Source organism: Vibrio sp. KMM 9700 (genome assembly GCF_058545285.1).
Genome location: NZ_CM178590.1, coordinates 235604 through 249165, shown reverse-complemented (window position 1 = coordinate 249165; position 13562 = coordinate 235604). Strand labels below are relative to the sequence as shown.

Below are 13562 nucleotides of genomic sequence, written 5' to 3'. Positions count from 1 at the left end.
ATTAACATGTCAGACCAAACATATTTAGAGAAAAGACAGCTCAAAAAAGGCACTGCAGGGTGGTTAATGCTCGCAGGGCTTGGGGTTTCATTTGTGATCTCTGGTGATTTTGCAGGATGGAACTTTGGGATTGCTCAAGCGGGCTGGGGCGGGTTTGTGATTGCTGCGCTCTTAATGGGCTTGATGTATTTCACTTTAGTTTTATCCTTAGCTGAAATGTCAGCCGCAATTCCTGCAGCGGGCGGGGGTTATAGTTTTGCTCGCCAAGTGATGGGGCCATTAGGGGGGTATTTAACGGGGCTTGCGGTATTAATTGAATACTCCTTAGCGCCAGCTGCAATCGTGATATTTATTGGCTCAGCAGTGAATGAATTAGTCGGCATTGATGGGCCATTTGTGTATGCACTTTTCTATATAGCTTTTATTGGCATCCATGCGTATGGCGCAGGTGAGGCAATGAAATTGATGATGGTGATCAGCGCATTGGCTGTTTTTGCTATCATTCTTACGGCAGTGGTACTCGTACCTGAATTTAATTCAGATCTTCTATTTAGCGTTGCAGCGCAGCCGGAGCAAAGCAGTTTCTTACCTATGGGATATTATGGCGTGTGGGCGGCATTACCATTTGCGATGTGGTTATTCTTAGCTGTTGAAGGCGTGCCACTTGCCGCAGAAGAAGCCAAAAATCCAGCCAAAGATGTGCCAAAAGGGATCATCGCTGCCATGCTATTTTTAATCTTAACCGCAGTGCTTGTAGTGGTGTTATTAAGTGGCGCAGTTGGCGCAGATGTGATTGGTGCAAGCGCCGTGCCTTTGGTTGATGCACTAAACCTAACTGGACATTCTGAAGTCGCAATTTTGATTAACCTATTAGGTTTAGCTGGGCTGATTGCTTCTTTCTTCTCAATTATTTATGGCTATAGCCGTCTAGTTTTTGCCTTGTCAAGAGCTGGCTATCTTCCGCAGGACTTATCTTTAACTAGCAAGCGCAAAGTGCCAGTTCGAGCCTTGATTTATCCTGGAATTTTAGGTTTTATCGTGTCTTTAAGCGGGGAAGGCGACTTTATCTTAGCGATGGCGGTTGTGGGGGCCACAATCTCGTATGCCATGATGTCACTGAGCCATATTTTATTACGCATCAAGCAACCAGATTTGCCTCGCCCATATAAAACACCGGGTGGCATACTGACTTCTGGGATTGCCTTTGTACTCTCGCTTATCGCTTTAACTGGGGTGTATGCTTATGATGTGAAAGCCTTTGTTTCCACTATGGTTTTATTTGCCGTAGGTATAGCTTACTATCTTGTTTATAGTCGCCACCACTTAGTAGCGAAAACAGCAAAAGAAGAATTTGCTCTGTTATCACGCGCTGAGCAAGAGTTAGAATCCGCTTAATCACTTCTTATTCATTCTCCATCCTCAATAAAAAGATGAGCTGCATTTTGTGATCTCACGCAGCTTATCTTGTCAAATCAGACACATGCTTTCAAAAATTGGCATACCTTTTAAGGTTTTACTTGCGACGTCATGAAAAAATAAATCCATATTTTTCAGACGTACTATCAAGCAAGTGAGAGCTTATGAATACTCAAGTCTTAGCCGTTGATCTCGGCGCATCCAGTGGTCGCGTGATCCTGGGTTGTTTAGAAAATCCAACCAGATTACAGCAAGATAAGAAAATAACGTTAAAAGAAGTGCACCGCTTTTATAACGGCATTGAATCTCATAATGGCAAGGATTGTTGGAATATTGAAGGCTTACTTGCTGAAATTAAAAAAGGTATCGACAAAGCGCTGATGCAAGGTATTGAACCAAAATGTCTTGCGATTGATGGCTGGGGCGTCGATTTTGTACTTTTAAATCAAGAAGGTGAAGCGTTAGGTGAGTTTGTGTCTTACCGTGATGCACGCACTCAAGGCATGATGGAAAAAGTATTTGCGCAAAATATGTCGCGTCATGAATTGTATCAGCGAACTGGGTTACAGTTTTTACCATTTAATACTATCTATCAATTAAAAGCCTTACTTGAAGAAAAACCAAGTTATCTATCACAAGCTCAAACGCTGCTATTTATTCCTGATTACTTAAATTATCGCCTGTCTGGAGTGAAGCATTGTGAATATACCAATGCATCGACCTCTGGGCTGCTTGATTGCCAAACTAAAACTTGGGATCAAACCATTCTCAAGCAATTAGACATTCCAGATCACTGGCTTTTGGATGTTCAAATGCCAAATCAAATTATTGGTGAATATCAAGTTAAAGGCCAATCTATCCCGCTTGCATCCGTGCCAAGTCATGATACTGCTTCTGCTGTCGCCGGCGCGCCGCTTGCAGGCCAACATGTGGCTTATTTAAGCTCAGGCACTTGGTCATTGATGGGGATAGAGTCATTTAAGCCTTTAATTAATCCGCAAACCACCGAACTTGAAATTACTCATGAAGGTGGCGCTGAAGGGCGTTATCGAATCTTAAAAAACATCATGGGGTTGTGGTTGGTGCAAGAAGTACGCAAAGCACATCCTGAGTATAGTTTTGCAGATTTAGTGGCGTTAGCTGAGCAAGAAGAGCCTTTTAAGTGCTTGATAAATCCAGACGATCCTCGTTTTTTAAACCCGCAAGATATGCAAGCAGAAATTATTGCAGCCTGTCGTGAAAGTGCGACACAGGTGCCTGAAAACTTAGGCCAAGTGGTGCGCTGCATTTATGACAGCTTGGCGCTGCGTTATGCCAAAACATTTGCAATGCTGCAGTCGATTGCGCCACAAACATTGACTGAGCTACATATTATTGGCGGTGGTGCAAATAACAAATTTTTAAATCAACTCACAGCTGACGTGTGCCAAATCAAGGTATGCGCCAACCCAACCGAGGCATCTGCTTTGGGCAATTTAGTCGGTCAGTTTATTGCTCTTGGCGAAATTAAAGATATCAATGAAGGGCGCAAAATTTTACGTCAGTCTTTTGAAATTGATACGTATCAACCCAAAAACATTTCTCATTTATCACAAGTTGTATCGCGATTCGATGCACTTCTATCTAAATAAGGTTTAACGCTATGAAAGAAAATCAAATTAAACAAGCATACGAAATCGCGCAAGCTCAGTTTAAAGAAATAGGCGTCGACACGGAAGCTGTCCTTGCAAAACTTAATGAAGTGCCAATTTCAGTGCACTGCTGGCAAGGGGATGATGTTCGTGGTTTTGAAAACCCAGATCAAGAGCTAAGTGGTGGCATCCAAGCAACAGGGAACTATGTTGGCCGTGCGCGCAATGGTGAAGACTTACGTCAAGATATTGATTTAGCATTTTCTTTGATTCCGGGTGCGAAGCGTTTGAACTTACACGCGATTTATCTTGAATCTGACACGCCAGTTGAACGCGACCAAATTAAACCTGAGCACTTTGCAAAATGGGTGGCATGGGCGAAAGAAAATAAAGTGGGATTAGATTTTAACCCATCATGTTTCTCACATGATAAAAGCGCAGATGGTATGACGCTTTCACATCCAGACAAAGCAGTGCGTGATTTTTGGATTGAGCATTGTAAGGCGAGCCGTAAAATTTCTGAGTATTTTGGTCGTGAACTGGGCACGCCATCAGTAATGAATATTTGGGTGCCAGATGGCATGAAAGATATGCCAGTTGACCGTTTAGGTCCACGTAAACGTCTGCAAGAGTCACTTGATGAGATTATCAGTGAAAAAATTGACACTAAATATCATAAAGATGCTGTTGAATCTAAATTATTCGGGATAGGCGCAGAAGCTTATACCGTTGGTAGCAACGAGTTCTATATGGGCTACGCAGCAAGCCGTGACATTTTACTTTGTCTTGATGCTGGCCACTTCCATCCAACAGAGGTGATCAGCGATAAGATTTCAGCATGTTCTTTATATGTCGATGAGTTCATCTTGCACGTGACACGCCCAATGCGTTGGGACAGTGATCATGTGGTGTCGTTTGATACTGAAACACAAGCTATCGCGAGCGAAATTGTACGTAATGACTTATTTGACCGCGTCAATATTGGTTTAGATTTCTTTGATGCATCCATCAACCGTATCGCAGCTTGGGTTATCGGCACACGTAATATGCGTAAAGCACTACTAAAAGCCATGCTTGAGCCAGTGGATCGCCTAAAAGCGGCAGAAGATAGCGGTGACTACACGACTCGTCTTGCATTGATGGAAGAAGGTCACTCAACACCTTGGGCTGCTGTTTGGGATTATTATTGCATGCAGCAAGGGGCGCCAGTGGGCCAAGATTGGCTGGAAGATATCCGTCATTACGAAGAAGCAGTATTAATTAAACGTTAATATTAGTTTGTGGTATTTATGAAAATTTAAATGGGTGAAAAGATGACTGAAGTGATCCGTAAAGCATTTGTAATGCAGCTTGATGAAGGCAAGGTTGATGAGTATATCAAACGTCATGATGAAGTTTGGCCAGAAATGCTCGCACTTTTGAAGGCCAAAGGTGGACAAAATTATTCGATTTTCTTTCACCCACAAACGCATCAATTATTTGGTTATGTAGAAGTGAAAGATGAGGCGACTTGGGCCGAGGTTAGCCAAAGTGAGGTATGCCAAAAATGGTGGAAATACATGGGGGATATTATGCAAACGAACCCAGATATGTCCCCACAAAGCATTGATCTAAAACCAACTTTCTATATGACTTAACGGCAAGGAATAAATTATGAAACAAGTTGAATTAAATGAAGCTGTGCGCCGAGAGATTGCGAAAGTCTCTGAAGCAGCTCAATACCTATGGCAGCGTGAATGGGCAGAGCGTAACGGTGGTAATATCTCGGTTGATTTAACAGATATTTTTGGTGAATTTAACCAAGATTTGAATCAGTTCCCACATTGTGAGTTATCTATGATTGGCGATGATAGCTTTCCAAGTGCTGCCGCTGGGCATATCTTTTTTGTCAAAGGTACAGGCGAGCGTATCCGTGAATTAGAAACGCCTGAACTTGCAGGTTGCGTACTGCGTATTGATGATGAAGCCAAAGGTTACCATATTCTGTGGGGTGGTCGTGGTGAGGCGGATTATGCGCCAACAAGTGAATTCATCTCGCATGTTGAGATCATTATTCAAAAGCAACAAGCAGGCAGTCAAGATCGCTGCGTAGTGCACACCCATCCAATTGAATTAATTGCTTTATCACATCATCCAAAATACGCCCATGATGATACCGCTTATACGCATGCATGCTGGCAGATGATCCCTGAAGTGCGCGCATTTGTGCCGCGTGGAATTGGCATTGTCCCATATTGCATGCCAGGTAGTAAAACGATGGCAGAAGGCACGAAAGAAAAACTTGCGGAGCATGATGTCGCTATTTGGGAAAAACATGGCGCAGTGGCAACTGGCCCAGACGCACTTGTTGCCTTTGATTTTATTGATGTTGCAAATAAAGGTGCGAAGCTATTTTTAATGTGCCTTGCAAGCGGTTTTGAGCCAGAAGGGGTCAGCGTAGAAAATATGCAAAAACTTAAAGAGACCTTCGGGCTTTAAGTTTTAATATAGAAAATAGCGTCCAGATTTATTCAGACGCTATTTTCTTTTAGTCTAATTATTATCAGCTCTGCTTCTATTTCAAATATATCTCTACGTAGTGATATTTGAAATAGATTCATATCATTTATAAAAAATATAGGGGACAATTATGTCAGTATTTAAACTTTCTTTTCCAAAAGTAAACTTAGCTGGTTTTGGTGCAATTGAAGCATTAGTCGATCAGCTTATTGATATTCATGGTACAGATAAAGGCTTACTTGTCTGCGATCCGGCAATGGTTGAGCTTGGCTTTTATAAAAAGTTAATCGATTCAGATTTAAATTTAAGCTTATTTAAAGATGTGAAGCCAAACCCTGATACAAATGTAGTGAATGCTGCGTTTAAGCAATATAAAGACGATAAAGCTAAATTTGTCATTGGTTTTGGTGGCGGTAGTGCTGTCGATACAGCAAAAGCTGTGCGTATTTTATCAAATAATCCAGGTGTGATTGCCGATTATAATGGTATTGCGCAAGTTAAAAAAATTGGTTGCCCGTTATATGCGATTAATACGACTGCAGGAACTGCCGCAGAAGTAACAAGTAATGCGGTGATCACAGACACGGCGACCAAGGTCAAGCATGTGATTATCAGTGATAATATTATTCCTGATATTTCTGTTAATGATCCTTCAGTCATGCTTAATATTCCTGCCTCTGTCACAGCTGCCACTGGTATTGATGCGCTCACGCATGCTGTTGAAGCTTATGTTGCTGCAGGTGCTCATACTTTAACTGATTTTAGTGCGTTTGAAGCTGTGCGCTTAATTAAACTAGCGCTTGCTCGTGCGGTGAATGATGGGCAAGACAAAGAAGCACGTGAAATGATGGCACAAGCTCAATTTATTGCAGGGCTTGCGTTTAATAGCTCAGGACTTGGTATGGTGCACGCAATGGCTCACCCTGCTGGGGCGCATAAAGATCTTCCACATGGCGTTTGTAATGCAATTTTGCTGCCTATCATTTGTGAGTTTAACCGTGAAGCGCGTCAAGATAAATTTGCAAAATTAGCATTAGCTCTTGGCGTTGATACTTCAGACATGGATATTGAAACAGCAAGTAAAGCAGCTGTAGCGGCTATTCGTGATTTAAATAAAGAAGTTAATATTCCAAGTGGTTTTGCTGAATTTGGCGTCACAGAAGCCGATTTTGAAATCTGGGCGGATGATGCGCTGGCTGATCCTTGCGCAGGCGCAGCACCTGTTGCGATGACGCGAGAGGATGTGATTCGCTTGTACAAACAGGCGCTGTAGTTTTCTATCTTTCTCTAACAAATAGTGTGATATCTCCAAACTTGTCAGCTGCAGATCTGGCAAGTTTTTTTATGTGTAAAGCAAAATAGAAACGATGGTTTAAAAAAATAGCGATCATCCTCGCAAAAATGATTCACTTATATATGAATTAGTTTGATCAAATATGAATTCATATCTACTCTGTGATCAGACTTAAGGAGTGGATATGAAAATTAATTACAACAGCAACCCACAAGATGCACGTCAATACGATACTCAACGTTTACGTGACGAATTTCTAACTGAGGATTTGTTTCAAGCTGATTCTGTACAAATCGTCTACACCCATATCGATAGACTGGTGATTTTAGGCGTCTCGCCAACCACTCGTGAGCTTGCGCTTGATGAATTTATTGATAAAAAGGCTTTTGGCACTGACTTTTTCTTGCAGCGTCGTGAGTTGGGGATCATTAATCTAGGTGGCGCAGCTGTCATCGAGACCAACCAAGAGAGCTTTGAGCTTGGCAATCAAGATGCGTTATATATTGGCCTTGGTAAGGAAAATATTCGCTTTCGCTCGCTCGATACACAAAATCCTGCTCAGTTTTATTGCTTAAGTGCGCCGGCGCATCACGCTTACGAGGATAAAATTATTCGCAAACAAGATGCCAACAAAATTGAGCTAGGCAGCAAAGCCAATGCCAACGAGCGTTTGTTAACTCAGTATCTACATCCTGATCTCGTCGACACTTGCCAGCTTTGCATGGGCATCACCCACCTTAAAGAAGGCAGTGTGTGGAACACTATGCCGGCTCACACCCATGAACGCCGTATGGAAGCCTACCTTTATTTTAACGTTGACCCATCACAAGTGGTGTTCCACTTTATGGGCGAACCAAGTCAGACGCGTCATATCGTGGTGCAAGATAAGCAATTGGTCTTGTCTCCAAGTTGGTCAATTCACTCGGGTTGTGGCACGAAAAATTATAGCTTTATTTGGGGAATGGTCGGTGAGAACCAAACCTTTGACGACATGGATTTTATTGAAATGCCAAATTTAAAATAATTATTAATTTTAAAACGTGAACACAAAAAGGAAGAATCATGAAAACTAAAACATTTAAATTGATGACATTAAGTGCCGTGATTGGTGGGCTTTGCGCAGTCTCTGGTGTGGTCAATGCCGCAACCTTAAAAGTGGCGTTTAACCAATCAAATAAACACCCGCAATATCAAGCTTTGGAAGATTTTGGTAAAAAGCTCGATGCTGCAACCGATGGCCGCTATAAACTAAACATTTTTCCCAACGAATTATTAGGCGACCAACGCTCTGCTCTTGAGCTCGTACAAAATGGCTCGATTCAAATGGCTGTGGTGGCCAATCCTATCGTTGAAAACTATGATAAAAACTTCCAAGTGATTGGTTTACCATATATTTATTCAAGTTCTGAGCACCAAGAAAAAGTCTTTACTTCTGGTATGTTAGATGATCTATTTGCCTCAACCAGTAAGTTTGGTTTTGATGTGTTAACCGCTTATACAGCAGGCGCTCGCAGCATGTATACCAAAGAAGGACCAATTAATACCGTTGCCGATATGGAAGGGCGTAAGATCCGCGTGATGCAGTCAGATACGATGATCAAAATGCTCTCTTGCATGGGCGGCACCGGTGTGCCAATGGGGCAAGGGGAAGTTTACAGTGCCATTCAACAAGGCGTGCTTGATGGCGCTGAAAATAACGAAATCACTTATTCAGATCTCAAGCAATACGAAGTTGCACCTTATTTCTCTGAAACGCGTCATTTAATGGTGACGGACTTATTAGTAGTAAGCACTGACTTCTTATCTAGCATGTCTGAGGAAGACCAAGCAAGCTTTAAGAAATTAGCCAAAGAGAGCACGCTTGAAGAGTTTAAACTTTGGAATGCACAAATTGAAGATGCGAAGAATTTTGCCATTTCAAAAGGTGCGAAGTTTAACGAAGTTGATATCAAACCATTCCAAGAAAGCTGCCAACCGCTTCAGTCTGAAATGTTAAAAACAGATGAACAAAAAGCGCTTTATCAAAAAATTATTGATGCTTAATTTAAACTAAATAAAGCTGGTGATCTGTCTTTTGGCTTAAACCTAAAACAAGATCACTAGCTTTTAAGGTTGGTTGTGAAAATGAATACTCAAACATCAGGCTTTTTTAATCTTTTGGAAAAGTCTAAAACTATTGTCGATAAAATTGTCGCAAGTTTATGTATTTTTATTGTGGGGGCAATGACATGTTTGGTGACATATCAAGTCGCTTCGCGTTATTTATTAAATAGTCCAAGTGCGATTAGTGAGGTGTTATCCCGCTATTTATTTATCTGGCTTATTTTTTATGGCAGCGCTTATGTGTTTGGTTTACGTGAGCATATGTCGATATCTTTTATTAAAGATAAATTCCCACCTAAGCTACGAATAATCGTCGATATGTTTTCCGAGACAGTTATTTTAGTCTTTGCCGCAAGTATTATGATCTTTGGCGGTTATACCAGTACCGTGCGTCAAATGTGGCAATTGGACTCAGCGTTACAAATTCCAATGGGCGTGATTTATTCTGCGATCCCAATTAGTGGCTGCATGATTTTGTTTTATTTTATTTATAATCAAGCAAAATTTATTCAACAATTAAAATCAATTTAAATAAAGCATAAAGCTTACTAAGGACTCATTATGGACTTGGCTGTAATTGCATCATTAGTGATGTTTTGTGGTGTCCTCTTTTTCTTAATTATTGGTACACCCATTAGTATTAGTGTCGGGATTTCATCTTTTGCAGCAATGATGGTGATTTTACCCGGTCAGGGCGCGATGATAACTTCCGCTCAACGTATGTTTACGGGCTTAGACTCCTTTGCACTGCTTGCAATTCCGTTTTTTATTTTAGCTGGTAACATCATGAATAATGACGGTATAGCCATTCGTTTAATTAACTTTTCTAAGCTAGTCAGTGGTTTTTTCCCTGGCTCTTTGGCGCAAACCAATGTCGTATCAAATATGCTGTTTGGCTCGATTAGCGGCTCTGGCGTGGCATCGGCAGCGGCGGTTGGCGGGATCATGTCTCCGATTCAAAAAAAGGAAGGCTATGATCCAGCCTATAGCGCTGCGGTCAATATCGCTTCAGCGCCAACAGGTATGTTGATCCCTCCGAGCAATACTCTCATTGTATATGCCACCATTGCCGGCAGCGTTTCTATTTCAGCGCTCTTTGTCGGCGGTTACTTACCGGGAATTCTTTGGGGGTTAGGGGTGATGCTAATTGCTGGTCTGATGGCAAAGCGTCGTGGTTATGTCTCCAGCCAAAAACTTAGCTTAAAAGAATGCCTGCGCGTCACAATCGATGCGATCCCAAGTTTATCTTTGATTGTCGTCGTCATTGGTGGGATTTTGGGCGGCGTTTTCACCGCGACCGAAGCCTCTGCTATTGCTGTAGTTTATGCGCTATTTTTAACCTTGTGCTACCGCTCGTTAAGCATAAAAGCTTTGCCTGAAATATTCTTAAATACTGCAAAAATGTCGGCAATTGTGATCTTTATGCTCGCAACATCCTCGATCATGTCTTGGGTGATGGCTTTTACTCAAATTCCAGATATGATCGCTGATACCTTGCTCTCTTTAACCGATAATCCAATTATTATCTTGCTGATCATTAACTTGATTTTACTTTTTGTCGGTACCTTTATGGATCCGACCCCTGCGGTGTTAATCTTTACGCCAATTTTCTTGCCTATCTGTATGAGTTTTGGAATGGATCCTGTGCACTTTGGGATTTTAATGGTGTTTAACTTATCATTAGGCACGATTACGCCACCGGTTGGTCCAATTTTATTTACTGGTTGTAAGGTGAGTGGGATAAGTATTGATAACGTGGTGAAAACCTTATTGCCATTTTTCTTAATGATCTTCTTGATTTTAATGATGGTGACTTATATTCCGGCAATCTCTATGTTTATTCCTGAATCGCTTGGTTTAATTAAGTAATCGGGATTGGATATAAAAAATAATCAATAAAGCTTTCTTATCTGCGTAGGAAAGCTTTTTTAATAGCATTTTATATGTGACTTGATTAAGATAAATCATCCTTACTTTTATGAAGTCCTAAAGCTTGGGTCCTAGAGAGTGAAATGAATATGGAAACCAATAAAACCCAATACCGAGCACCGGCCCTTGAAAAGGGGTTAGATATTCTTGAATTACTCGCTCAATCTTCCCAACCTTTAACCAAAAAGCAAATTTCAGAGCGACTCGATCGCAGCGTGAATGAAATATTCCGTATGTTGTCTGTGCTTGTGGAGCGCCAATATGTGGCACTTTCAGCCGAAAATTCAGGCTATTACCTCACGTTAAAAATGTTTGCCTTATCGAATCAGCATCCTCCCGTGGCGCTGCTACTCAAAAAGGCGCTGCCTTTGATGGAAAGCTTATCCAATAAGGTCAATCAATCGTGTCATATCAGCCGTTATAGCAATGGTGAGCTGGTGGTGATTGCAAGTCAAAAGAGTCCGTACAAAATGGGCTTTAGCTTGCGAGAGGGTGCTAAATTAGATGTTTGCGCCTCAGGCTCAGGGCTTGTTTGGTTAAGTTTCGTGGAAGAAGAGCAGCGCCAAGCCATGATAAACAAAGATATTGCGACTCAAGAAGAAGTTGCCCATGCGCGCGAACAAATCACTAAAATTATCGAGCAGGGTTATTTTGTTGGAGAAAGTCCGCAAATCTCAGGGGTAACGAATATCTCAGTGCCGATTTTTGGCGCGTTAAAAGAAATTCTTGCCGTGGTGACGATTCCGTTTATGACGCTCAATTCAAAAACTTTGCATCACCATACAGAAGATCTTGAACATACTCGTTGTGAGTTAATCAAGCTTGCCAAGACGTTATCCCAAGATCTTTAATATTATCAGGAGCTAATACACTCTGGCGCGTTTCTTGCTTTAATTAGTTTATTCAATCATGGATAGCACTAGATTTAAGGACAAAACGCGCCTATGCACACTGCAACTCAAACTTCCCTTTCTACCGATTCCCCTGTCACGCCATCTTCAAAACCAAGCTGGAAGGCTGATCTTAAATTAACCTTCAGCCCAAGTTTACATGCCATACCTACAGCTGAAATAGTCAGCGACTCATCAGAGATTGAAGAGGCAAATCAAGCCGCTTATTACCAAGCTGGTGCTTTGGGTAAAACCAAACTCAGCCGCCGTGAGCAATTTGGCCCTTTAAGTGTTCAGCGTCCATTTTATCCTGAAAAAACAGGTGCTTGCCATTTATATTTGCTGCACCCACCAGGTGGTGTGGTAGGCGGTGATGAGCTGCATATTACGGCGAAAACGCAAGCGGGTGCGCATGCACTAGTAACCACGCCCGGCGCGACTAAGTTTTATCGCCACAACGGGCACTTTTCCAAACAGGTGCAAGATTTAACTGTGGCGCAAGGCAGCTTTTTAGAATGGCTGCCACAAGAAAATATCTTCTTTAATGATGCCAAAGCGCATTTAGAAACCCATATTTACCTTGGAACCGATGCACTATTTTTGGGCTGGGAGGTGCACTGTTTTGGACGTCCTGCACTAAAAGAGTGCTTCGAGCTCGGACAACTGACAGGCAAAACACAAATTTTTGATGCCAAAGATCCGCAAAACCCACAATTAATCTTAACCGAGCAATTAAACCTCAAGGGCGATGATGCCTTGATGCGCGAGGTTGGACTACAAGGTTTTCAAATGCTTGGAAGCTTTTTTATTACTCTAAAAGACGATCAAGAGTTTGAACTGGTACAAAACTTGCTTTTAGATATTCAAACTCTGCAACCACGCACCGAATTGGTTATATCCTGCACTAAAATTGAGCGTTTAATTGTGGTTCGTGCATGGAGCAACTGGAGCGAGCCGATGCAGCAAGCATTTTGCCAGATTTGGCAAGCGGTTCGTATGCATTGGTTTGGCGAGAGTCCAGACATTCCACGAATTTGGGCAACCTAGCTCGCCTGATTTTAGATAAAGCATTATTTAGATTAAAGAATAGGGACAGAAGATGGAATTAACACCAAGAGAAAAGGACAAGCTTTTAATCTTTTGCGCCGGCATGCTTGCTCAGCAGCGCAAAGACAAAGGCTTGAAGCTAAATTACCCTGAATCCATCGCGCTGATTTCAAGTGCGGTACTCGAAGGCGCACGTGAAGGTAAAACCGTTGCCGAGTTGATGAACTATGGACGCACTTTACTTACTGCTGATGATGTGATGGAAGGCGTGCCTTCAATGATCCCAGATGTGCAAGTGGAAGCTACTTTTCCAGATGGCACTAAACTTGTGACGATTCATGATCCGATTGTTTAGCTCGATCATCGTATCACGACATTATTAGCCTAAAAGTCAATGAGTTAAAAAGGATAAATTATGGGATCAAGCATTATTAATACCGAATGGGCGCCCGGCCAAATTCAAACCCAAGAGGGTGACATCGAAATCAATCAAGGCCGCGAAACGATTTCTATCCGCGTGGAAAACCATGGTGACAGACCGGTGCAAATTGGCTCGCATTATCATTTTTATGAAGTCAATAACGCCTTGTCATTTGATCGCGAAAAAACCCGCGGCTTTCGTCTTAATATTCCAGCCGGCACCGCGACACGTTTTGAGCCAGGCCAAGCCCGCACCGTTGAATTAGTTGCCCTTGCTGGCAAGCGTGAAGTCTACGGGTTTCAAGGGAAGGTCATGGGGCCATTGGATTAATT

General features: G+C 42.1%; 14 protein-coding genes. All 14 read left to right on the top strand.

Features of this window, described 5'->3' with window-relative positions:
* Window positions 1-6 precede the first annotated feature (6 nt).
* The 14 genes from eat to AC2VOY_RS12345 all read left to right on the top strand — a co-directional run bounded on the left by eat (window position 7) and on the right by AC2VOY_RS12345 (window position 13560).
* Window positions 7-1395 carry an ethanolamine permease gene (eat, locus tag AC2VOY_RS12410; protein ID WP_491833916.1) on the top strand — a complete coding sequence of 463 codons (1389 nt, stop codon included), beginning with the start codon at window positions 7-9 and terminating at the stop codon, window positions 1393-1395.
* Between the two features lie 185 nt (window positions 1396-1580).
* A complete protein-coding gene (rhaB, locus tag AC2VOY_RS12405; protein ID WP_491833914.1) occupies window positions 1581-3047 on the top strand; it encodes a rhamnulokinase in 1467 nt (488 codons plus the stop codon).
* An 11-nt stretch (window positions 3048-3058) separates the two neighbouring features.
* Window positions 3059-4318: an L-rhamnose isomerase gene (locus AC2VOY_RS12400; RefSeq protein ID WP_491833913.1), complete on the top strand. Its 1260-nt coding sequence runs from the start codon at window positions 3059-3061 to the stop codon at window positions 4316-4318.
* Between the two features lie 42 nt (window positions 4319-4360).
* A complete protein-coding gene (gene rhaM, locus AC2VOY_RS12395) occupies window positions 4361-4684 on the top strand; it encodes an L-rhamnose mutarotase (protein WP_491833911.1) in 324 nt (107 codons plus the stop codon).
* Between the two features lie 16 nt (window positions 4685-4700).
* A complete protein-coding gene (rhaD, locus tag AC2VOY_RS12390; RefSeq protein WP_491833909.1) occupies window positions 4701-5525 on the top strand; it encodes a rhamnulose-1-phosphate aldolase in 825 nt (274 codons plus the stop codon).
* A 151-nt stretch (window positions 5526-5676) separates the two neighbouring features.
* On the top strand, window positions 5677-6819 hold the full coding sequence (locus AC2VOY_RS12385; RefSeq protein WP_491833907.1) for an iron-containing alcohol dehydrogenase: 1143 nt from the start codon (window positions 5677-5679) through the stop codon (window positions 6817-6819).
* Between the two features lie 205 nt (window positions 6820-7024).
* Window positions 7025-7864, top strand: a complete 840-nt coding sequence (gene kduI, locus AC2VOY_RS12380) for a 5-dehydro-4-deoxy-D-glucuronate isomerase (RefSeq protein WP_491833905.1) — start codon at window positions 7025-7027, stop codon at window positions 7862-7864.
* Window positions 7865-7902: 38 nt separating this feature from the next.
* Window positions 7903-8883: a TRAP transporter substrate-binding protein gene (locus AC2VOY_RS12375; protein WP_491833903.1), complete on the top strand. Its 981-nt coding sequence runs from the start codon at window positions 7903-7905 to the stop codon at window positions 8881-8883.
* Window positions 8884-8964: 81 nt separating this feature from the next.
* Complete coding sequence (locus tag AC2VOY_RS12370; protein WP_491833902.1) at window positions 8965-9474, top strand: TRAP transporter small permease; 510 nt, start codon at window positions 8965-8967, stop codon at window positions 9472-9474.
* 30 nt (window positions 9475-9504) lie between these two features.
* Entirely contained in the window at window positions 9505-10812 is a 1308-nt protein-coding gene (locus AC2VOY_RS12365; RefSeq protein ID WP_491833900.1) for a TRAP transporter large permease, read from the top strand.
* Window positions 10813-10961: 149 nt separating this feature from the next.
* The gene (locus tag AC2VOY_RS12360) at window positions 10962-11723 is read left to right on the top strand and encodes an IclR family transcriptional regulator (RefSeq protein ID WP_491834132.1); all 762 of its coding nucleotides are present in this window, start codon (window positions 10962-10964) and stop codon (window positions 11721-11723) included.
* 93 nt (window positions 11724-11816) lie between these two features.
* Window positions 11817-12809: an urease accessory protein UreD gene (locus AC2VOY_RS12355; RefSeq protein ID WP_491833898.1), complete on the top strand. Its 993-nt coding sequence runs from the start codon at window positions 11817-11819 to the stop codon at window positions 12807-12809.
* Between the two features lie 52 nt (window positions 12810-12861).
* On the top strand, window positions 12862-13164 hold the full coding sequence (ureA, locus tag AC2VOY_RS12350) for an urease subunit gamma (protein ID WP_491833897.1): 303 nt from the start codon (window positions 12862-12864) through the stop codon (window positions 13162-13164).
* A 60-nt stretch (window positions 13165-13224) separates the two neighbouring features.
* Window positions 13225-13560: an urease subunit beta gene (locus tag AC2VOY_RS12345; protein ID WP_491833895.1), complete on the top strand. Its 336-nt coding sequence runs from the start codon at window positions 13225-13227 to the stop codon at window positions 13558-13560.
* The last annotated feature ends 2 nt before the right edge of the window (window positions 13561-13562 follow it).